20 protein-coding genes are annotated in these 22,099 nt (G+C 62.4%); 9 read left to right on the plus strand and 11 right to left on the minus strand.

Features of this window, described 5'->3' with window-relative positions:
• On the minus strand, window positions 1-668 hold a 668-nt coding region (locus EN738_RS06960; RefSeq protein WP_145966829.1), incomplete at its 3' end, for a peroxiredoxin-like family protein.
• 264 nt (window positions 669-932) lie between these two features.
• On the opposite strand from EN738_RS06960, the gene EN738_RS06965 reads away from it, so the two are divergent.
• The 6 genes from EN738_RS06965 to EN738_RS06995 all read left to right on the plus strand — a co-directional run bounded on the left by EN738_RS06965 (window position 933) and on the right by EN738_RS06995 (window position 7,368).
• Window positions 933-1,163, plus strand: a complete 231-nt coding sequence (locus EN738_RS06965) for a hypothetical protein (protein WP_127283060.1) — start codon at window positions 933-935, stop codon at window positions 1,161-1,163.
• A gap of 309 nt (window positions 1,164-1,472) precedes the next feature.
• On the plus strand, window positions 1,473-2,135 hold the full coding sequence (locus EN738_RS06970) for a hypothetical protein (RefSeq protein WP_127283061.1): 663 nt from the start codon (window positions 1,473-1,475) through the stop codon (window positions 2,133-2,135).
• 579 nt (window positions 2,136-2,714) lie between these two features.
• On the plus strand, window positions 2,715-3,578 hold the full coding sequence (locus EN738_RS06980) for a hypothetical protein (RefSeq protein ID WP_127283063.1): 864 nt from the start codon (window positions 2,715-2,717) through the stop codon (window positions 3,576-3,578).
• 267 nt (window positions 3,579-3,845) lie between these two features.
• Window positions 3,846-5,930, plus strand: a complete 2,085-nt coding sequence (locus EN738_RS06985; protein ID WP_127283064.1) for an adenylate/guanylate cyclase domain-containing protein — start codon at window positions 3,846-3,848, stop codon at window positions 5,928-5,930.
• 256 nt (window positions 5,931-6,186) lie between these two features.
• Window positions 6,187-6,846 carry a L,D-transpeptidase gene (locus tag EN738_RS06990; RefSeq protein ID WP_127283082.1) on the plus strand — a complete coding sequence of 220 codons (660 nt, stop codon included), beginning with the start codon at window positions 6,187-6,189 and terminating at the stop codon, window positions 6,844-6,846.
• A 9-nt stretch (window positions 6,847-6,855) separates the two neighbouring features.
• On the plus strand, window positions 6,856-7,368 hold the full coding sequence (locus tag EN738_RS06995) for an OmpA family protein (protein WP_127283065.1): 513 nt from the start codon (window positions 6,856-6,858) through the stop codon (window positions 7,366-7,368).
• Between the two features lie 76 nt (window positions 7,369-7,444).
• Here the strand turns inward: EN738_RS06995 and EN738_RS07000 are convergent, their stop codons facing one another.
• The 4 genes from EN738_RS07000 to EN738_RS07015 form a co-directional block, all read right to left on the minus strand.
• On the minus strand, window positions 7,445-8,191 hold the full coding sequence (locus EN738_RS07000; protein ID WP_245478147.1) for a DUF4239 domain-containing protein: 747 nt from the start codon (window positions 8,189-8,191) through the stop codon (window positions 7,445-7,447).
• A 366-nt stretch (window positions 8,192-8,557) separates the two neighbouring features.
• Window positions 8,558-10,276: an adenylate/guanylate cyclase domain-containing protein gene (locus tag EN738_RS07005; RefSeq protein ID WP_127283067.1), complete on the minus strand. Its 1,719-nt coding sequence runs from the start codon at window positions 10,274-10,276 to the stop codon at window positions 8,558-8,560.
• Between the two features lie 504 nt (window positions 10,277-10,780).
• Entirely contained in the window at window positions 10,781-11,956 is a 1,176-nt protein-coding gene (locus EN738_RS07010) for an MFS transporter (protein WP_127283068.1), read from the minus strand.
• Between the two features lie 22 nt (window positions 11,957-11,978).
• A complete protein-coding gene (locus tag EN738_RS07015; protein WP_245494396.1) occupies window positions 11,979-13,430 on the minus strand; it encodes an FAD-binding oxidoreductase in 1,452 nt (483 codons plus the stop codon).
• Between the two features lie 77 nt (window positions 13,431-13,507).
• On the opposite strand from EN738_RS07015, the gene EN738_RS07020 reads away from it, so the two are divergent.
• From EN738_RS07020 to EN738_RS36135, 3 genes are all read left to right on the plus strand, one after another.
• On the plus strand, window positions 13,508-14,386 hold the full coding sequence (locus EN738_RS07020) for a LysR substrate-binding domain-containing protein (protein WP_245478145.1): 879 nt from the start codon (window positions 13,508-13,510) through the stop codon (window positions 14,384-14,386).
• A gap of 483 nt (window positions 14,387-14,869) precedes the next feature.
• Window positions 14,870-15,364: a hypothetical protein gene (locus tag EN738_RS07025; protein ID WP_245494397.1), complete on the plus strand. Its 495-nt coding sequence runs from the start codon at window positions 14,870-14,872 to the stop codon at window positions 15,362-15,364.
• Window positions 15,273-15,494, plus strand: a complete 222-nt coding sequence (locus tag EN738_RS36135; RefSeq protein WP_245494399.1) for a hypothetical protein — start codon at window positions 15,273-15,275, stop codon at window positions 15,492-15,494. Before EN738_RS07025 ends, EN738_RS36135 begins: the two co-directional genes overlap by 92 nt.
• 229 nt (window positions 15,495-15,723) lie before the next feature.
• On the opposite strand, the gene EN738_RS07030 is transcribed toward EN738_RS36135, so the two are convergent.
• From EN738_RS07030 to gnd, 6 genes are all read right to left on the minus strand, one after another.
• Window positions 15,724-16,962, minus strand: a complete 1,239-nt coding sequence (locus tag EN738_RS07030) for an MFS transporter (RefSeq protein ID WP_127283070.1) — start codon at window positions 16,960-16,962, stop codon at window positions 15,724-15,726.
• Between the two features lie 160 nt (window positions 16,963-17,122).
• On the minus strand, window positions 17,123-18,223 hold the full coding sequence (locus EN738_RS07035) for an aminotransferase class I/II-fold pyridoxal phosphate-dependent enzyme (protein ID WP_127283071.1): 1,101 nt from the start codon (window positions 18,221-18,223) through the stop codon (window positions 17,123-17,125).
• A 119-nt stretch (window positions 18,224-18,342) separates the two neighbouring features.
• Window positions 18,343-18,798, minus strand: a complete 456-nt coding sequence (locus EN738_RS07040; RefSeq protein ID WP_127283072.1) for a MucR family transcriptional regulator — start codon at window positions 18,796-18,798, stop codon at window positions 18,343-18,345.
• A 116-nt stretch (window positions 18,799-18,914) separates the two neighbouring features.
• Entirely contained in the window at window positions 18,915-19,619 is a 705-nt protein-coding gene (locus EN738_RS07045) for an ROK family protein (protein WP_127283073.1), read from the minus strand.
• A 17-nt stretch (window positions 19,620-19,636) separates the two neighbouring features.
• Window positions 19,637-21,013, minus strand: a complete 1,377-nt coding sequence (gene zwf / locus EN738_RS07050; RefSeq protein WP_127283074.1) for a glucose-6-phosphate dehydrogenase — start codon at window positions 21,011-21,013, stop codon at window positions 19,637-19,639.
• 18 nt (window positions 21,014-21,031) lie between these two features.
• Window positions 21,032-22,045: a phosphogluconate dehydrogenase (NAD(+)-dependent, decarboxylating) gene (gnd, locus tag EN738_RS07055; protein WP_127283075.1), complete on the minus strand. Its 1,014-nt coding sequence runs from the start codon at window positions 22,043-22,045 to the stop codon at window positions 21,032-21,034.
• Window positions 22,046-22,099 lie beyond the last annotated feature (54 nt).

The following is a 22,099-nucleotide window of genomic DNA, read 5'->3' on the forward strand; positions in this document are numbered from 1 at the left end:
CTTCCGATTTGTGACGCTGCCGACATCAGCTCCCGAGTGTTCGGGGCGCCGAACAGGCCGCCATCGAGGACCTCGTTGGAGGCCCAGCGAACGACGCCATCGCGGTCCAGCAGGAACTGGCCGACGAGCTGCCCTATGCCGGTTGCCATCATCTGTTGATCCGCTTCAGTGATGTCGTAGCCGTCTTTCTTGTTCAGATATTCGAGCGCCGCAAACGGGTCCATCGGTTCCGGCATCTCGTCCGGCAATTCGACCCGTATCGACTTCACATCGCTCATCGAAACCTTTTGCGGCCATGCGCTCTCGTCTTCGGTGATCTGCATATTCGGCAACCCAAAGGCGCGGTGTGAAGTCCGCTCCGGATCGGATGCCGCGAGGCCTAGCATCGGATGGTAGCGGAGATAAAGGCGCGCCCGCTCGACAGGGGTGTTTACCACCGTCAGGCTTTCGATGCCCTTCGCATTGAGGGCTGGGGTGAGTTGCGAAAGTATGGCGATATGGCGCCTGCAAAAGGGGCAATGCAAGCCTCTATACAGTCCGACCAGCACTGGTTTCTCGCCTCGGAAATCGTCGATGGCGATCTTGCCCTCGCGGGTAATGGCGTCGAGCACGAAATTGGGCGCCGTTTCGCCAAGTTGCAGCGGGCCTATGTTGAGACGTTCTGGCATGCTGATCCCTCCTCCCGGGTCAATTCACGACGGATGTGCGGGCGGGCGGCTTGAGCTCATGTGCGGCACATACGTCCTTGGGCATGCTGAAATCGCGGTCGGCCTTAGTCAGGTCGGCGTCGATAGTCCAATTATAGCACGGAGTGGGCGGACGCTAAGGCGTTCTTAAGGAGGGCCACGCTTACCAGATGGCGCTGGTGTCGCTCTCGGCGGCGCCGCGAATCTGTGCTAAGCGCCGCTCAAATCAATCAAAGGACGACAGCTGTGAACGAACTCACTGTGGCCGAGGCGACCGAGAACATCTACGCCTCACTCCGAGCGGACAATGCCGACATCGATGCACATATCGCGACACTCAAGGCGGCGCTGGCACGAGAGGGGAAAAAACAGGCGGTGTTCGATCCGGCCAAATTGGCGCAGAGCAACCGCTCCGGTCGCAAGTTGATGCAGGCCTATTTTCGGCAGCGCGGCGTGAGCGTGAGCTTTTCGGAGTAAGTCTGCTCGCGCCTCTATCTCGTTCATCGACGGCGCAGCCTGATTGGCCGAAGTGAACGACAGTTCTGCACCTCATATCGTCATTCCGGAGGTGGGTCCGCTCTCTGACGCCGGACATTGGCGCGGTTGAGACCGGCACGCCTTTCGCGCAAGCAGGCACTGTTCCCCACCCGATCCACCGCGAACTGCTTGCCATGAAAAGAAATGGTTAAGTTCGGGCCCTGCTTGCTTCGCCCCTACATTGTTTTCAGATCAGTCGTCTTTAGGTTTGCTGCTTAAGATGGCTGCGTTCGCGGAAAGGGCGTCGAAGTGCGTTTCATCCTTCTGTTGTCGTTTCTCGCTTCTCTCGCGTCGTCGACCGTTTTGGCGAAGGAGGTCTATCACAACGTGGCCAGCCGAGATTCGTTGTATCGCGCCAACATACTCGGCCGCATGATGAACGCTCTGACGCTACACAAAGAATTTGACGATAAATGCGATTTGGTTCCACTGATAGATATTAAGGCATTGGAAAATTACTACAAAAGGCTGACTTGGAGTCTTAGCCCTTCAGATATCACACTGGTACAAAAAATCTACTTCGACGCCCAAAGCACTTGGAGCGTGAAAGACGGCGGGATACCCGGAGAAGAGTGTGATGACCTGGGCGCTGAAATTCTTGATTTCGATATTGGAACCTCGAATCCCCGCGAAGAGATGCTAAGTCTACTCGATGCGACGCCGCGTGGCAGTTCACAGTATAAAATCCACGCAGCAGCGGTGGCATGGGGTGGATATCTCGGGGCTTCCATTACCTGTCCAGACTACTCTGTCAGTTCGGTCGCCGTGAATAAGATCCAAGAAAGCAATAGGGACGAGTTCCGAATTCCGTACCTATTGGCACTGATGGCCGCCGTTAAAGCTCCTCCTGATTGTCGAGATGTAGAGCCTTTAGCACGTGATGGCGGTGTGTATCGCGCTAGAAAGAAGTGAGAAGACCTGAGCCTACGCGTTCGTCCCATGGCAGCCCGGCCGCAGTCTATGAGCTGTTGGAGCTGGCGAGAGGTGGAGTCAAGCTGGGTGCAGTGAGGCGCAGGCGCGGCCTTCAGGACCGCGCGGCTTCCTCCGAAACCCATTTGCGGAACGCAGCGATAGGACCAGTTCCCCGGTGGTGATCTCCTCGTGGAGCACGGAGAGGTCTCCGATCGCGACGCCCTGGCTCATGGCCGCGGCGCGATAGGCCATATCGGCGCTGGGAAAGGCCTCACCCGAGTTCAAATCGAGAAGATTAGGCGCGAATTGCCCAGCCCAAACATTCCAATCGTGCCGATCAGGCGTTTCATGCAGCAGGTTATGGTGAACCAGGTCGGCAGGACAGGTTAGTGGCACGCGATGACCCACCTGGCCGGTCCGGCGGTTCGCCGTGCTGACGTCACGTGCAGGCAATCTTAGGTACTATGTGGCAAGATTGGCTTCCCACTACCGGCAAGCCGATCCCGAGACCCAATGCACCCATCTGAACGGCTCAGATTCTGGAGCGAGCGACTTGCGGACGATGTTTCGCCTCGCGCCATGCTGGCCAGCATCTCCGACGATGCGAGCAAGCGCCTGGTCGCATTGCGAGCGGCGATGCGCGCCTTCCCTGGAATTGCACGCATTGGCGATGGGCCCTGGGGATTGGGGCGCGAAATAGAGCTTCCCATTCGCTTGCATTCAATCCGGGCAATCTTCGTCACCTGGAGCGAATTCGTATTCGATGGTGTTCGCAACGATGCGCGGCGTGAGGCCTTCGAGGCCCTTGCGACGCCGCTGGCCAAACTCGACGAGGCGCTTCCCGACTTCTACCAGCGCAATATAATAAGCAGCGACTATGCCGTTGCTGCCTGGCAGGACGCGACCGAAGCTGCTCGAAGGGGAGTTTCGCTTGTCGAAGCGATTGCGGCGCTGGAATTTCGCCACCTCGCATTTGATCGGGACCGCTCCTATCGGGATTTGCTCGACACGCTCAGCATATACGGTCCGACCGGACGCGATGACATGGCCAGGTGGCGGGCGGCGCAACGCGTCGCCATAGCGGCGGATTGCGCTGTCCTGCGAGAAGGCGAGATGACAAGATCGGAACTTGCGCTTGCTCCGCTTTGGCCTGATGCGACCACAGCCGCCCTGGAAACCAATCTCACGATGAGCCTGAGTTTCAAATACGCGCAAGATCTGGGACATGGCATTGAGAAGTGGCTACGCGAGCGCAAGGACGGTTCCCTGATCCTCGGCATGGGCGTTGAGCAAGCGCGAGAGCGCGTCGTGCGGACGGCGAATCTCGCCTGTTCATTCTGGGAAACCCGGCCCGCTACCGACGCGTGCCATGCTTTCGACTATTGCCTGCACGGAGATTTGCAGAACCCGACCTGGGGCAGCGAGACAAGCCGCCGACCCTGACTGCCGCAGTGCGATGAGTGATAGAACAAGCGGACGGTGTCCGTGCGACCGCGACGCTTCTGCCGTGCGGTCCCACTGGCAAATCGACAACGCATTCCCGCACACGTCTCGCAGCAAATTTGCTATGCATATGCGAGGGAGAAGGGGGAAACAGATGAAACACGATTCTGGCTTGCCGTCAGACGCGACGCCCCTAACGCAAAAGCAAAGTAAGATCTCGTGTCGTCTTCAGATGTAACGGGTTCATCCAGCCACGCGGGCTGGGGATTGGCTGCAAAGCTGTTTACAACCCTCGTCCTTCTTGGCGCCATCGCGGTCATGGTCAGCGGGGCGCTCGGTTACTTCCGCGCCCGCGACGCTCTCGAAAAAGCAGTCTTTGACCAACTCACGGCCGCTCGCCAGACCAAGACGCGCCAGGTTGAAAACTACTTCCGCACGATCCAGGCGGAACTGCGACTGCTTGCGACTTCCAAGATGGTGGTCGATGCGACACGCGAGTTCCGGACCGCGGTCGAGCAACTCGACCGGGCAGGCGCGCCGCCTGAGCTGCGGCAGAGGGTCGGCTATTGGTACGCTGAGAACTTCATCCCCGGAATGACGCGCACCCTGGGCAGGGAACCAGCCCTGTCGGACTACCTGCCGGTCGATGGTGCCCCCTACGATCTGCAGTATCACTACATTGTGGAAAATCCGAACCCCGCGGAGCGGCGCAAGCTTCTCGACGACGCCGGCGACGGAAGCGAATACTCCAGGCTGCATGCGATATATCATCCATTGATGCGCGCTGCGGCTACCACGGTGGGCTTTTTCGATCTCATGATTGCCGACCCCAAATCAGGTCGCCTGATCTATACGGTCGAGAAGGAGGTGGATTTCACCACGTCTCTTCAGTTGGGTCCGTATCGCAGCGCCAACGTCGCGGCTGCCGTCGCCCGCTGCTCGCAGATCGCAGACCCGTCAGCCATCTGCCTCGTGGATTTCGCCTCTTATGCGCCGTCAGGCGGCGCGCCGATCGCCTTCATGGCAGCACCGGTGATTGCCCAGGGCGCCGTCATCGGCGTGCTGGTCGCGAAACTGTCGAATGATGAGATCGACAGCGTTGTCACCGGCAACCGCCGCTGGCGGCAGGAAGGGTTCGGCGACACAGGTGGGGCCTATCTCGTCGGACCCGATTATCTGGCGCGTTCTGGCCCGCGGGCATTCTACGAGAACCGGGATAGCTTCTTCGCCGACCTCAGGTCCGTCGGCGCCTCGGAAGAGGAGATCGCCGCCATTCAGCGTTACGGGACACCAGTGCTGCATCAGCGCATTGACACCGAGGCCTCCCGTGCCGCGCTCGCCGGTGTCGAGGGCACGGGCGAGATCATCGGATACCGTGGCGTCCCAACGCTCGCTTCATGGGGACCGCTCGCGATTTCCGACCTCAAGTGGGCTCTCGTCGCCAAGGTCGACAGCGCCGAGGCCTTCGCACCGATCGCCGAACTCCGCCGGGATCTGTTGCTCGTCGGAGGACTGGCGATGCTTGTGGTCGCGGCCACCGCCGCCTGGCTTTCGCGCGCGCTGCTCGGACCGCTCCGCGATCTCACTGCTGGGGTGAAACGCTTCTCTGCCGGCGACTATGCGACCAGCGTGCCGGTCCGCACGCGCGACGAGATTGGCGAACTCTGCTCGGCCTTCAATGGCATGGTTGAGGATCTGCGCCAGAAGAATGTCGTGATCGAGAACAAGAACCGCGAGAATGAGCAGCTGCTGCTCAACGTCCTGCCGGCACCGATCGCCAATCGGCTGCGCGCTGGCGAGGAGAGGATCGCCGACGGCTTCGCCGAGGTCACGGTCGCCTTCGCAGACCTGGTCGGGTTCACGGCACTGACATCGGAAATGCCGCCGCACGATGTCGTGATGTTTCTCAACGGACTCTTCACGCGCTTCGACGTTGCCGCCAACGATCTTGGCATCGAGAAGATCAAGACGGTGGGCGACTCCTATATGGCGGTGTGCGGCCTGCCCGTGCCGATGGCCAACCACGCCGAGCGCATGGTCCGCATGGCCATCCGCATGGTCCACATTACCCGTGAGCACGCGATGGAACACAACGTCTCGATGAAGCTCAGGGTTGGCGTCAACAGCGGGCCAGTGGTCGCCGGAGTCATTGGGAAGAGTAAGTACATCTATGATTTATGGGGTGACACAGTGAACCTGGCGAGCCGCATGGAGTCTGGCGGAGTTCCCGATTCTGTTCAGGTAACGCGCCCCGTCTACGAACAGCTCAAGCACCAATTCGTCTTCGAGCCGCGGGGCGCCATCGAGGTCAAAGGCAAGGGAAAAGTGGAAGCCTGGGTGTTGAGGTTCTAGTCGTGGGGGCAGCTCCGATGGTGTTGATGCGTTCAATGAGCGATCCAAGATCAAGGCCACAAATGGCAAAGTGACTGCTTTGGGGACGCGGCGGAAATGTTGCCGACGACCGGGATGAGGTCCGAAGTAGAAATAGCTTGTCGCGCTCACCCCCCAAAGCGGACGGACGGCTTCCGGCTAACTGCGGCATTTTCCACTTTGAGGCGAAATAGTTCTCAACTATGGTTTGCCAGCCTAAAGGCATGGGGGATTGCCGATGGTTTTATCACGCAGGGGTGTCGTGACCGGCGGCCTGGCACTGGTCGTGGTCGGTGCAACCGGCAATACTGTTCGAGCCGCGGCGGCAAAATCCTTTTTCGCCGGTACCGCCACCGACAACAATTTTGTCTATCGCAAGACCAACTTCGCCAAGATCGACAAGCGATGGCATCGCCAGATCGTCAAGTATTTCAGCAGCGAGTCGGTCGGCACCGTCGTGGTCGATACCCGCCACCACTTTCTCTACCTCATCATGGAAAACAAGACCGCCATCCGCTACGGCGTCGGCGTCGGCAAGGAGGGCTTCAAGTGGTACGGCCGCGCGACGATCGACCGCCGCGCGCTCTGGCCGCAATGGGTCCCGCCCCCCGAAATGCTTAAGCGCAGGCCGGAGCTACCGCCCATGATCGCAGGCGGCGCGCCCAACAATCCGCTCGGGCCGCGCGCGCTCTATCTGTACCGCGACGGCGCCGACATAGGGTACCGCCTGCATGGCACGCTGGAACCATGGAGCATCGGCACCGACGCTTCCAGCGGCTGCATCCGCATGTTCCCGGAAGACATCATAGACCTATACCAGCGGTGCCCGATCGGCACCGCGGTGGAGGTCCTGCCGCACATCGCCGACCAGGCGCCCGCTTCCACCACTGTCGAATGATGGCGCACCATGAACCGCATGATTGAAAACACGCGTCGGCTGCTCGCCGCCGGCCTGCTGGTGGTGGCCGCATCGTGCTCGACCAGCAACACGCTGGCCCCTTCCACGCCCGATGTCACCAACGCCGAGATTGCCGGCTTCCAAAACGTGCAGCCGGGCAGCGAGGAGGATTTTATCCTCAATGTCGGCCGCCGCACCTTTTTCACGAAAGGTTCGGCGGAGCTCGATTCGGTCGCCAAGACCACCCTCGACACCCAGATCGCCTGGTTGGCAAAGTATCCGCGCTGGCTGCTCAAGCTGCAGGGTTTCGCCGACGATCCCGGCGCAAGCGAAACGGCGCTGTCGCAGCAGCGCGCCGATGCCGTGATGAACTACCTCGCCGCCGGCGGTATAGACCGCAACCGCATGTGGGCCAAGGGCTACGGCAAGGACAGGCTGGTCCGCGACTGTCCCGACACCGCCTGCAGGTCGCAGAACCGCCGCGTTGTGTCCAATCTGCGCGACGAGAGGGACGACTCGTAGGGGGCAGTTTTACCTGTCACCAAATCAGAGCCTCACAACGCGACGGAATTTGCCCGTCGTGGCACTCCTGCCTGTATCATCCACCGCCGCCCGCATTGGCTTCCGGCATGACCTGCAGCAACGGTTGCGGTGATACTGCGATCTCTCCCGTGAAGGGCCGGTCGTGGGCGAGAATTAGCAGAACGGATGCCGCCACGCCGGTCGCAAAACTTCCAAGAGCGATCGCCGATGCCATTCGGTTGTCACTATGGACGACCGCGATCGCGAGAAGAGCACAGAAGGCTTGCAGGATCAGGCAGGCCCACTTCGTGGGGTTGACCTGTGCCGAGCTGACGAGAACCCGTTGGCGACGCGCCTCGAAGGCGTCTTCAAGCGCCCTCGTCATCTCGCGCTGCGCGATCTCCTGGCCGGGATTGCCTGGCGCCAAAGCCAGCGTCGTCCGCAGCGCCTGGTGAAGCGGCGGCGGGATTATGGTGAGGGTCGCCGCGCTCTCGGCCATCAGCGGCCACTCCTGGCTCGTCGTTTCCTCGATATAGCTGCGCACCAGCGCCCGTAGGCGCGCCTCGGGCTGCCCTGGAAAGCTGCTCGCCAGAACCACGACCGACCGCAACGCACTGGCCTCACGATTGACTGCCGCATTGGCGCGATCGTTGTCGCTCCAGACCTGAGCCGCGGTGAACGCCACAAATAGGCCAAAGATGATCCCGAGCGGCGGCAACATGCCAGGCGAAAGCGCCTTGAATGACCGCGCCGTGGAGCCCGCAGACAGAGCGGCGATGACTTGGTGCAAGATCAAGGCGACGATATAGGTGGCCCCGAACACTACGACAGCCATCCAAGCGAGTGGAAGAGTATGCAACCAGCCACTCATAGTAGCCCCTGCCCTATCCTGAGAATTCGTCGTCAGGCGTTTGTAAGGCCGTCATTCCGCTCGTGGCAATGCCACTGTGTTCCTTCGTGTCGACAATCTCTACGCATGGCAGCGAGTGTCAGCTTTGCGCCTAATCTCGGTCGTCGCACGGATCCTGCCCGCACCCCAATAGCAGACATCTGAGTGAACAGGCGAAGGTGAGGGGCGTTTGCGCCCTCAACGGACATTGATCGATGAAACCCACGGGCATTGCCCTCATAGTCAAAAGACGAGCCTATATCTGACGAGAGCAAGCCGGCGATCCAAAGGATGCGCCCTTTAGTCGGGAAGGCCAGCCTTGCGGTAGCCTTCGACGAAGCGCTGGAGCACTTCCTCGTCGTCGAATGGCTGTGATGTTGCCCAGTGCCCGATGCTGAAATGGGGATCGCTCATCAGGAAGAATTCCGCCTCTTGACGAGCTTCATCAAGGCGCCCGAGCTGCGCAAGGGCTGCCGCTAAGATGCGCCGCGACGTGGTGCGGTAGGTTTCCGGCCTGCGTAAGGCCTCGACCGCAGATTGATAGTCGCCGAGCGCATAATAGGCTTGACCGGCCATCCAGTAGTACCATCCCGGAGGGTGCGGATTGAGCCGCAACGCCCGCTTCACAAATTCGACGCCCTTGACGGCGTCGCCCCTTAAGGTGATGAGATCCGAGCGCATCGCCCAGGCATCGGCATGATTGGGATCGAGCTTGAAGGTCGCTTCGAACTCAGCATCCGATTCCGGGAAGCGCCGTTCGTGACTAAGTATGATACCCAGCAACCAGCGGTTCCCGGCATCGTTAGGGTCGAGCGCCACTGCCCGCTGAGCTTCCGCGAGGGCGCGAGGCTGGTTGGTTTCCCTCGGCTCGTTCCAGAACAGCCAGCCGAGCCAAAGATTGAGGGCCAGCAAGCTATGTGCTTCGGCATAGTCGGGATCGAGTCCGATCGCCTTTTCCAGGAGGGTGCGCGCTTCCCGCGCGCCTAACCCGGTCTGAAAACTGACACCGCGGGCTCGCACACAGAGGTCATACGCTTCGAGACTCGTCGGCCGTTTGCGCGCCGGCTGTCCGGCCAATCGACCGACGAGGGCTTCGACGATCTTGGCCGTGACCTCATCCTGCACTGCAAAGATATCCTCGAGGCTGCTGTCGTAACGCTCGGCCCAGATATGATCGCCGCCGACCGCGTCGATCAGCTGCGCATTGATGCGCACGCGCCTCGCGGCGCGCCGGGCGCTGCCTTCAATCACATAGCGCACCCCAAGATCACGCGCGGCCAAACGCACATCGACCGACCGCCCCTTGTAAGCAAAGGTCGAGTTGCGCGCGATGACGAAGAGGCCGGCTGAGCGAGACAGGTCGGTGATCAAGTCTTCGGTCAAGCCGTCGACAAAGGTTTCCTGCTCCGGATCGTTGCTCATGTTGGTAAAAGGCAAGACCGCGATCGAGGGCCTGTCGGGCAGTTCCAGCGATGCCAGTCGCCCTACCGGAGCCGCTCTCGGAAGCTGCAGGTTCACGCGATAGCAGTATACCGGCTCGGCTATGTTCTTCACCCGCTGCTCGCCCATGGGCTCGAACGCAAACGCTAGCTTCTGCCTAACCTCCTTGGACACCTTCTCCGAAACGCAGATGCCACCGGGCTCGGCGAGTTGTTGGAGGCGCGACGCCACATTCACACCCTCGCCATAGCGATCGTCCCCTTCGACGATCACTTCCCCAAGGTTGATTCCGATCCGGACTTCGAAGCGCTGGTCTTCGGCGACGCTCGCGTTACGTTCCGCCATGCCGCGCTGAAGCGTGACCGCGCATTCGACTGCATCTACCACGCTGCCGAACTCCGCCAGCAGGCCGTCTCCCATCAGCTTGAAGATTCGCCCGTGTCGCGTCTCGATTTCCGGCTCGAACAGCTCTTTGCGGCCACGTTTCAGCCGATCGAAGGTGCCCGCTTCATCCGCCTCCATGAGCGCCGAGTACCCTACGACATCGATGGCAAGGATGGCAGCGAGCTTCCGCTCCATGTTGAGCCCCAGTCAAGATTCGCGACACGCAAGCCGCGGGCCCGAGGGACCGGCGCCTCCAGCGTGCCCTCACCGGTCTATCATACCACAGATCACGCTTCTTGAGGCTATGACTCGCGCGACGCCTTGGCGATCCCTGCCGCAGCGCCACTGACGAGCGGGTCCCACCTTACCTGCTGCTTGTTCGCGGCAGTTGCCCCGCAATCGGACAGTGACGGCTTCGGGTCCAATTCAGGACCTTAGCTCCATCGGTTAAAATGTCCGCTATTCGCTTCGCATACAAACGCCAGAACGGCCTTTCCGCGTCTCGATAATCGCACGTTTAGGGTCGCCTTTGACGCGGATCCGTTCAGTTTCGCATGCCGAAGGAACCGCGGCTTTGCGCTGCATGTCGGCCGTATAGTTCACCTTTGCATTTCCTGAAAGCTGACGTGCAGCGACTGCACTCGCGACCTGGTGATGCCAAGTGAAGGTCTAACCGACGAACGGAAATGCAGAGCCGTCTTACCCGATTGGATCCACCATCGCCTGTGACAGGCGGGTGAACCGGTGGAATGGCCACAGAAGAAAAGGGCAAATGAGGAGGGCGGCAGCGCCCAGGTCGAGCGCGGCCGTCGCGGTGCCAGCCCAAACGGCAAGCCTGCCGCCGATCGCTGGCGCGGCCAGCATGCCGGCATAGTAGACGGTGTAGAACACTCCCATCCCGATCGATCGCGTCCTTTGATCGAGCACGCGCGTGGGCAAGCTCATGATCGCGCCGGCCGGCAGGCCGCATACGATCCCCGTGGCGATGATGAGGGGCAGCAATGGTCCGTTCCGCGACAGAAGGAGCATCAGCATTGCGAAACCCGCACAGCCTAGAGTGAGAATCGCACCGCCCCGTCTGGTGCGATCGACCAGCAAGCCACCCAGCGGGACTGAAAGCATAGCCAGCCAAAGCACGACACTGATCGCCGAGCCTGCCGCCGCGTTGGACCATCCGCGATCGACAAGCATCTCGGGACCGAAGCTGAAGACCATTGCGAAGCCGACATTGTAGAGGCACCAGATCAGGCCGGCGGTGACCAGCGCATAGCTTGTACCGGCTGAAATGGCCAAGCGCGCTATTCTCCCGGCATGTGACGCCTCCGGGGCGCGATAGACGAAGGCCATGAGGCCGATGCCAACCATAATCAGAACCGAAACGGCAAGGCCGACTGCGGCCATCCCGAACGTCGTCCCGATTGCCGGCAGCAGCATGAGAGCGATGGCGATACCCGCTGGCCACGAGTTGATGTAGATAGCCATCGCGGTTGCGATCTCCCGGCCGGCAAACCAGTCGGCGACCATCTTGGTCATCAGGACATTCAGGAGGACACCGCCTGTGCCGCCGATCAGTCGGCCACCGATCTGCAGGCTCCAGGATGTCGAAGCCGTCGTCAGCATTTCACCCGCCAGCATCATCAGCAGGCCGGCGAGAACGGTCGACTTGTCGCCATGGCGCTGGCCGATCGTCGCGCCGGGCAGGGCCAGTGCGACCCCCGGCGCCAGATAAAGGCCGATCAGAATCCCGATGTCGGCCAGGCTCGCCCCGAGGCTGTCGCCGACAAGGGGCGCGACAGCGGCAATGCTCTGAAATTGAAAGGCCATTGCGGTGCGGGCGACGAACAGGACCGCAAGGATTGTCCAGCGACTGCGCACGGTTCCCCCCACGGAGCCCGAACTAGCCAGGCCGTATGTTTTGGTTCAACCGGAAGAAATTGGTCGGGTCGTATTGCTTCTTGATGGCGACGAGGCGCGCATAATTTCCGCCGTAAGCATCCCGCACGCGCTCGTCGCCCTCATCGCCGAGATTGTTGGCATAGACACCGCCGGTGGAGAATGGTCTGACCGCGTTCCACAACTCGCGCGCCCAGCGGATGTTCGCCTCGTCATCGGCCGGATTGTCCCAGATGGCGATCGGGAAGCAGTCAAGGGCCGCGTCGCGGTTGGCATAGGGCGAGTGTGACGCGGGCACGCGAGCGATCGCGCCGCCGACCTGCTGGAAAACCAGCAGGGACGAATGATTGGGAGCCCTCGCGTAACTGCCGAGCAGCGCCTCGATCGCACCATCGCTGATCTCGCGCAGGAACTGCGCCTTCCAGTAATAGCGCCGCCCGCGCGGAAAGAGGCTGTCGCCCGCCGATTGAATCTGGAGATAAGGAACGGCCTGAAGGCGGCTGTCGATGGGCGATCCGAATTGCATCAGCGGCGCGATGACGGATTCGCCCGCTTCGGGCGACCCGACATAGCAAGCCGAGATATTGAAGGCGCGGTCACCCGAGGGCAGCGTGACGAGCGCGGCGTCGACGCTCACCTCGTCCGGGGCGCCGCGGGAGAATCTGTCGTAGAACCGCATGGCCTCGCGCGCATGATCGTAAGCATGAAGCACCGAGCCCACGAGAAGCGACGGGCCGATCGGGTGCAGCCGGTATTCGAACCTCGTCACGATGCCGAAATTACCGCCGCCGCCGCGTAAGGCCCAGAACAGGTCGGGATGCTCAGTGGCGCTTGTTCGCAACAGCTGTCCATCGGCCGTGACAATTTCGGCCGCGATCAGATTATCGCAGCTCAGGCCGTGCTTTCGTCCGAGCTTGCCGAAGCCTCCACCGAGCGTGAGGCCGGCAATACCGGTGTCGCCATTGACGCCCATGGTCGTCGCAAGACCATACGCTTGTGTGGCAGCGTCGAGCTCGCCGAGGGTCAGACCAGCCTCGGCCCTGGCGATGCGACGCTCAGCATCGACCGCGATCGTCTTCATGCGGGACAGATCGATCACCATCCCATCGTCGCAGACGGACAGACCGGCGACGTTGTGGCCGCCGCTGCGAACCGCCACGAGGCAGCCTTGCGACCTGGCATAGGTCACGGCATGGACGACGTCATCGGGATCGGCGCAAAAGACGATTGCGGCGGGACGTTTGTCGATCGCCCCGTTCCAGACCCTGCGCGCTTTGTCGTAGGCAGCGTCCTTCGGCAATACCAGTTCGCCCCGTAAGCCTTGGCGGAACTGTTCGATCGCCGTGATCGAGGAATCGGATCGGCCCGATGGCACGTCGGTCTGTCGCGGAAGCTCCATCCTTGCTGTCCTCGGTTCCAACAGGACCACGGTCTCATAGCGTCCGGCCTTCTGCAAAAGCGAAATTCTTAGCTACTAGGTGAGAGGAATTCATCTACACTGGCAGCATGAGGAACACTCCGCCGCTCCGCGCCTTGCATGCCTTTGAGGCCGCTGCCCGGCACGGCAGCTTCAAGGCCGCGGCGGTGGAGCTCGGCGTGACCCCGACGGCGATCAGTCACCAGGTCCGCCTGCTGGAAGAGATATGCGGCCTGAAGCTGTTCCAGCGCCGACCGCGCCCGCTCGCGCTGACGAGCGCGGGAGCGCGCCTGTTCCCGATCCTGCGCAACGGCTTTGATATTCTCGCTGGTTCCCTTGCCGCGGTCGCCGACTCGGATGTTCAAACGCCGTTGCGGGTGACAAGCCCGAACGCTTTCGCGAGCCGCTGGCTCGTGCCCCGGTTGCCGAAATGGCGAGAGGTCAACCCGGCCGTGCCCCTGGAGATCATCGGCACGGACGCGCTGCTCGATCTGCGCGCCGGCGCCGCCGATGTGGCGGTCCGCTACACACGGCGCCCGCCTTTGGGATTTGCCGCGCAAGAGCTGTGCCGCGATTCCTTCTTTCCGATTTGCAGTCCGCGATTGCTGGCAGGCGATGGGCGGCCGGTCGAGCGTGCCGCCGACCTACTGCGCTATCCGTTGATCCATTTTGACTGGATGAACCGGGATCCGGACGCTCCCACCTGGCGCCGATGGCTGGCAACGGCGCGTTCAATCGATCCGGACCTGATCCCGGACAAAGCCTGGGATTTGAGCTTTCGCGAAGAGCTGCATGCGATCGATGCAGTTGTCGCCGGGCAAGGCATTGCAATCTTAAGTGACGTCGTGGTTGGCCGTGAACTGGAAACTGGCACGCTCGTCAAAGCCCATCCATTGTCCTTGCCGGGCTACAGCTTCTATGTCGTATGGATAAACCACAGTCAGCGATCCGCGGTGATGGAGTCTTTCCTGGCGTGGATGAGAACCGTGATCTAACGGCTGGCGCATGCGGTTGCATGGATGGGTGAGCTTCAGATCTACTTAGGCGATCCGCAAGCGGCACTGATAGCTTGTGGCGCGGCCCTCCGTATAAATCCTCGTCCACCCGGTTGGTATTTCTGGATCATGGGAATAGCGCAGATTTCCTCCGGTCACTATGAAGAAGCTGTTGCTTCGTTGAGCCGGGAAGAAACGTACGGGACGGGTTCGAGGGAGCACTTGGTTCCCGCGCTTGCCCTTGCCGGTCGCGTTCCTGAGGCAGAGGAGGAAGCCCGCCTATTTCTTGCGGGCAATCCAAATTGGAGGGTCGGTGATTTGGTGGCGAACTCACCTTTTAAGAGGCCGAGTGATGCGCAGCCGTTCGTTGATGGCTGGCGTCTGGCGGGCTTGCGGGACTAGATGGCGCTTGAAGCGGATTGAAATCGGTAAGAAGTTTTCCGTCTGGACAATTCGAAGGTTTTTGAGGAGATCGCCACCATCATGAGCGCTCAAGGCTTGCCCAGCGTTCTCGCATTTGAACGCTACGACCCGACTGACGCCTCGCTGGACTGGCTGCGCGAGCGTGGAGTCAACGTCATTTTCGGAAATGGGCTCTGGGAAATGCCGTTCGAGCGCTTCACCGAGGATGAGCTGATTGCCAAGGCACACGGCTGTGTCGCCTTGATGGGGGCAGGCGGCACCCGCATCACCCGGCGTGTCATGCAGGCGCTTCCGGATCTGCGCTACATCTCCAAATATGGCATTGGTGTCGACAGCATCGACATCGACGCCGCCACCGAGCACGGCATTCTGGTTTCCAGCACGCCGAACGATTTTCAGATCTTCACGGTCAGCGAGCACGCGGTCGCTCTGATGCTGGCAGTCCGCTGGTGCGGCGCTCGACGTGTTCGACCAGGAGCCGCCGAAGACCGACGATCCGCTGTTTTCGCCACCCAACGTCTTGTGCACGCCGCATGTCGCGGCCTGGACGACTGAAGGAACTCAGGCCATCGGCTGGCATGCGGCCAAGAACCTCTGGGCGATGATGAGCGGCGAAGGACATGCCGATATCGTCAACCCGCAAGCCAAGCAGCGCAGGAGTGCGCCCTTGCTCAGCGACGTGTGATTCCAGGAGGCTGCGTGAATGCCCAACCCCCCTCCTCTCTCGATTGTGGCCACCTGCTTCTATGTTTCGGCATCGGGTCATGTCTCGACGATACCCACCTAACCTGAATGTCAGCTCTCGAGGATTCGCAGTCCGAACCCGCCGGTCTTCTCTCGGCTCCATCTCAGCATTATCGGCGCAAGCTTGATTGGCCCGAGCGTCGGATCCAGCGGCTTAGATACGGCGCTAATCAATTCCGGCCGTTGAGGTGCCGTACCCGCCGCAGTGCCGGGAACAGCCAGGCCCACAGGCCTGCGACCGCGACGGCGCCGATGCCGCCGATCACCACCGCCGGCACGGTGCCGATCAGCGCCGCCATGGTGCCGGCGCGGAATTCGCCGACCTCGTTGGAGGCGCCGACGAAGACCTGGTTCACCGCATTGACGCGGCCGCGCACCTCGTCAGGCGTCCACAGCTGGATCAGCGTCTCGCGGATATAGACGCTGAACATGTCGGTGGCGCCGAGCAGGGCAAGGGCCAGGATTGACAGCCAGGTGATGGTTGAAACGCCGAACAGAACCGTGACAGCGCCGAACAGACCGACGAAGCCCAGCATGATCTTGCCGGCATGGTCGCGGATCGGGTGGCCGGCCAGCCAGACTGCGACGCAGATGGCGCCGATGCCCGGTGCCGAGCGCAGCAGGCCGAGGCCCCAGGGTCCAAGCTCGAGGATGTCGCGCGCATAGACCGGCAGCAGCGCCGAGGCGCCCGACAGGAGCACGGCAAACAGATCGAGCGAGATGGCGCCGAGCACGATCTTCTCGCTCCAGATGTAGCGGAAGCCGGCAAACAGCGTTTCCATCGTCGGCTTGTCGGTGGCGGTCTGCTGGGCGGGCTTCGGAATGGTGAAAACGAGCAGCGCCGCAACCAGCATCAGGACGGCGGCGGTGATGTAGGCCGTCTCCGCCGAAAGCCCGTAGAGCAGGCCGCCGGCGACGGGCCCGACAATGGTTGCCGTCTGCCAGGCCGACGAATTCCAGGCGATCGCATTGGCGAAGTCCTCCGGCGGCACCAGATTGGCGAACAGCGAGGATGAGGCCGGTCCATAGAAGGCGCGCGCTATGCCGAACATCGCAAGCACCACAAAGATCGGCAGCGGGCCGGCGAGGCCTCGCAACGTAAGCAGCAAGAGCGCAACCGCACAGCCCGCTTCGATCAGCGACGACAAGGTCATGATCAGGCGGCGGCCGAAGCGGTCGGCGACGACGCCGGTGACCAACACCAGGAGCAGCGACGGCAGGAACTGGACGATGCCGACGATGCCGAGGTCGAATGGATCGCGGGTCAGATCGTAGACCTGCCAGCCGACGGCGACGGAGACGATCATGGTGGCGAAGGTGGTGAGGAAGCGCGCCGCCCAGTAGCTGAGGAAGGGCCTGTGCCGGAAGGCGGCATAGCGCTGGTCCGGCGATGTCTGTTCGGCAGTCATGGAGAGAAAGGCCCCGTTGCGAAAAAAGGCCGGCGGGGCAACTTCCACGATGGGCGCTGGTCCGGCCAGATGACCTTCTAGCAAAGATCGCGGCGGGATGTGTGGCAGAATCGGCGCTGGATCAAGAAAATTCCGGCTGGCGGCAAGGCGGGACGGAAAGTCAGTCCCTTAGCGCGGCGGAGATGGCCTCCAGCCCGCCGCGCAATTCGGCCTCCTTCGGCCAGCCGAAGCCGATACGGAAGAAGCGCTTCGGCATCTCGAACCAATGGCCGGGGCCGACATAGGTGCCATGGTCTTCCAGCAGCCTTGCGTAGAAGCGGTCGAGGTCGAAATCGGCGCCGACATTCAGGCGAGGGAAGCCGACGACGCCGCCTTCCGGCCGCACCCAGCCGACCAGCGGCTCGCGGTCTATCCAGGCCTGGACGATGTCGCGGCGCTTGGCCATGTCGGGCAGCAGTGTCGCCAAAAAGGCGTCGCGCCGCTGGAGCATGCCGCGCGCGATGGCTTCGTCGATGACGCTGCCGCAGATGCCGATCTGCTCCTTGGCGGCGAGGAACCTTTCCTGGAGCGCGGTGTCGCGCGTGACCAGCCAGCCGATGCGGATGCCGGGAATGCCGAACGCCTTGGACAGCGACGAGACGCTGATCGCCGAGCGGCTCAGCGATGCCGCCGCCGGCAGGCGCCGCCCGTAGGAAAGGTCGCGATAGGTCTCGTCGACCAGCAGATGGCATTGTCGGCTTTCGGCCAGCGCCACCAGCGCGTCGAGATCGGCCCGGCCCATCGTCGTGCCTGTCGGATTGTGCGGGCAGGTGACGCTGATCAGCTTCGTGTTCGGCCGCAGGCTAGCCGCCACGCGCTCGACGTCGACGGCGAAGCCGTCATCGAAATCGAGGTCGACATAGGAGATGGCGCAGCCGATCGCCCGGGGCGTCTCGATGTTGGTGGCGTAGTTGGGCCTGACGACGACGAGGTGGTCGCGCTCGGACAGCAGCGCGGTCGAGATGATGAACAGCGCGCCGGCGGCACCCGCGGTGACCAGCACGTCATCCGGCGAAAGCCCGTCGTCCTGCGCCGCGACCAGGGCGCGCAATTCCCGGTCGCCGCGATGTTCGCCGTAGAACAGCGTCAGATCCGGCAGCGACAGACCAATGTCGGAGAGCTTCTGGTCGGCGATCGAGCTTTCGGAGAGATTGAAGCGGATGCGGTCGTAGCCGTATTCCTCCGGCGCCTCCTTCTCGATCACCATCCGTGCGTAGTTCATGGCTGCCTCCGACACTGTCGGGGTTATCCAAGCCCAAAAGCATGAAGCCTGCCAAGGCGGATTCGCCGGCAGGCTTCTGTTCCAGTCGTTGAAACTATTGGCTCAGCGCCGTGAGTTGCTCAGGCCGAAACCTTTTTCCTGCCCCTGGTCTTGACCGGCTCGGCGGCCTTGCGGCCAAGGCCGATCGACTTCGCCAGCTCGGAGCGCGACGCGGCATAGTTGGGGGCAACCATCGGGTAGTCGGCCGGCAAGCCCCACTTGGTGCGGTAGGCTTCCGGCGTCAGCCCGAAATGGACGCCGAGATGGCGCTTCAGCGATTTGAACTTCTTGCCGTCCTCGAGGCAGATGATGTAGTCCGGCGTCACCGAACGCCTGGGATTGACTGCGGGGACGAGCGGCGCGGCGACCGGTTCGGGCGGCTGGCCGAGGCTGCTGATCGAGGCGCTGACGCTGGCGATGAGCTCGCTGAGGCCGGAGGCAGGCAGACGGTTCTTCTCGACGTAGGCGGAAACGATGTGGGCGGTAAGCTCGAGCAGATCGATTTCCTTGCGAGCGTCATTGCTGTCGTCGGCCAATTTATTTCTCCGTCGGTAGGGGGTGGCGCGACTCCTAGTCGGCAAATCTGCTCAACGCAATGACTTCGCGCCGCGAAACACGTTATTTTGAATAACTATACTGAGATGTAATACTATCAGACGATCAGTGCCTTGTCGCGCCACAGTCGAAAACCGCCTTCGAAAGCACGCGTATTGTCGCCGCGCCTGGAATCGGCGGGCATTTGATCAAGCTTGTCGACGTTGCCGCCGCCGATGACGACGTAGTCCGGCTGCAGGGCGGCGCGAAGCCTGTCGACGACGTCGAACACGGATTTGCGCCATTTCCTCTTGCCGCGCTTCTCCAGCCCGCGCTCGCCGACATAGTCCTCGAAGCTGCCGCCCTTCTTGTAGGGAAGGTGGGCGAGTTCCATCGGCTGGGCGACATTGTCGACGATCATAGCGGCGCCGAGGCCGGTGCCGAGGCCGAGAAACAGCATGCGCCCGCCCTCATAGCTGCCGATGGCCTGCATCAGCGCGTCGTTGATTACCTTCACCGGCTTGCCGAAGGCGGCGGCGAAGTCGTGGCCCGCCCAACCCTTGCCGAGATTGGCGGGGTCGGCGAAAGGCCGGTTGTGGGCGACCGGGCCGGGGTAGCCCATCGAGATCACGTCATAGGAGAGGCCCTCGGCCAGCGTCTTCACCGAGGCGATCATCTGCTGCGGCGTCAGGCCCGGGCCGGACTCGGCGCGGCGCATCTCGCCGCCGGCGCTGGTCAGGATCTTGACGTGCGAGCCGCCGATGTCGATCGTCAGCACGATCGGTTCCGCGTCCGCCGCCGCCGGCTTTGCCGCCTTGGCCATGTCGTTGCCTCCCGCGCTTATTTCGATGGGTTGATCCAACCGTTCGGCGGGCCGAAGCCGTTCATGGCATCGGCCGGTCCCCAGCTCTTCGGCGCGTAGACGTGCGGCGCCGTCGTGTCGCCAAGCACCGGGCCGACAATGCGCCAGGCAAGCTCGGCCGCATCCTGGCGGGTGAACAGCTGGCCGTTGCCGTTCATGGCGTCGCCGATCAGCCGCTCATAGGGCGGCATGTCGCCCTTCGAGTCGTCGAGCGCCGTCAGTTCCACCTGCTCGCCGACCATGTCGTCGCCGGCCACCTTGCGCTGGGCGCCGATCGAGATCGCCACCTGCGGGTCGATGCGGAAGCGGACATAGTTGGCGTCGTCCGGTTTGATCGGGTCGAAGACATCGAGCGGCGGCCGCTTCAGCCGCACGATCACCTCGGTGGCATGCACCGGCATATTCTTGCCGGCGCGGATGAAGAAGGGCACGTCCTGCCAGCGCCAGGTGTCGACGAAGAAGCGGACCGCGGCGAAGGTCTCCACCGGGGAGTTGGGCTTGACACCCGGCTCCGCCAGATAGCCGTCGAACTGGCCGCGCACGACATCTTCCTTGGTCAGCGTGCGGATGGCGCGGAGCACCTGCACCTTCTCGTCGATCAGGTCGTCGGCCGAGCGGCCGACCGGCGGCTCCATGGCGAGCAGCAACAGGATGTTGAGCAGGTGGTTCTCGATGACATCGCGGATGCAGCCGACATCGTCATAGAATTTGCCGCGACCGTCGATGCCGAAATCCTCGGCCATGGTGATCTGCACGCTCTCGACGAAATTGCGGTTCCAGATCGGCTCGAGGAAGGCATTGGCGAAGCGGAAATAGAGCAGGTTCTGGATCGCTTCCTTGCCGAGATAGTGGTCGATGCGGAAGATCGACTGCTCGTCGAACACCAGGTGCAGCACCCGGTTCAGCCAGCGCGCCGACTGCAAATCGTGGCCGAAGGGCTTTTCCACCATCAGCCGCGCGCCGCGCGCGGTGCCGGACTGCTCCAGCCCCTGGACGACGGTCTCGAACATGGTCGGCGGCACCGCCATGTAGTGCAGCGGGTGCTGGGCGGAGCCGAGTGCTGTCTTCAGTTTCTCGAAGGTCGCGCCGTCGCGGTAGTCGCCGCTGACATAGCGCAGTTGCGAGGCCAGCTTGGCGAACACCGTCTCGTCGACGCTGCCCAGCGCGTTGGCGATGCCGTCGTGGGCGCGCGCCTGCAATTTGCCGATGTCCCAGGGGTCGAAGGCGACGCCGATCACCGGCTCGGTCAGCGTCCCCTTGGCGACCATCTGGTAAAGTGCTGGGAATATCTTCTTGTGGGCGAGGTCGCCGGTCGCTCCGAAGAGCACCAGCGTGTCGGACCGTTCCTGGCTCATCAATCTCTTCCCCCGCACTCAGGCGCCGGTCTTCGGCTTCTCGACATGGCCGCCGAAGGCGTAGCGCATGGCGGAGAGCAGCTTGTCGGCGAATTCGGATTCGCCTTGCGAGGAGAAGCGGTCGAACAGCGCCGAGGACAGCACCGGCGCCGGCACGCCGGTGTCGATCGCCGCCTTAAGCGTCCAGCGGCCTTCGCCGGAATCCGAAACGCGACCGCCGAACTGCGTCAGCGCCGGGTCGTCCTTCAGCGCGCCGGCGGTGAGATCGAGCAGCCAGGAGCCGATGACGCTGCCGTGACGCCAGACCTCGGCGACCTGCGGCAGGTCGATGTCGAACTGGTAGTATTGCGGGTTCTCTAGCGGGCTGGTCTCGGCGTCGGCGGTGCGCGCGCGCTTGCCGGCATTCGCCGACTTCAGGATGTTGATGCCTTCCGCATAGGCGGCCATGACGCCGTATTCGATGCCGTTGTGGACCATCTTGACGAAATGGCCGGCGCCACTCGGCCCGCAATGCAGATAGCCGTAGGGCGCGGTGCCGGCGTCCTTGGCCGGCGTGCTGCCGGCGTCGGCGCCGGGCGCCAGCGTGGCGAAGATCGGATCGAGATGGCGAACCGCCTCGTCCGGGCCGCCGATCATCAGGCAGTAGCCGCGATCCAGGCCCCAGACGCCGCCGCTGGTGCCGACATCGACATAGTTGATGCCCTTGGCTGCAAGCTCGGCGGCCTGGTCGACGGCGTCGTGATAGTAGGAATTGCCGCCGTCGATGATGATGTCGCCGGGTTCCATCAGCGCCGCCACCTGGTCGGCGATCTTGCCGGTGATCGCCGCCGGCAGCATCAGCCAGGCGCTGCGCGGCTTGGAAAGCTTGCCGACGAACTCCTCCATCGAGGCCGCGCCGATGGCGCCGTCTTTGACCAAAGCGGCGACGCTTGCCGGATTGATGTCGTAGACGACGCATTCATGGCCGTCGCGCATGAGGCGGCGCACCATGTTGGCGCCCATCCTGCCCAGTCCCATCATTCCGATCTGCATGGTCTTATCCCAGTCGCTCGAGGAAAATAGAATCTACTGGCCGTGCTGTCTTGA

Source organism: Mesorhizobium sp. M4B.F.Ca.ET.017.02.2.1, from assembly GCF_003998955.1.
GTDB lineage: Bacteria > Pseudomonadota > Alphaproteobacteria > Rhizobiales > Rhizobiaceae > Mesorhizobium > Mesorhizobium abyssinicae.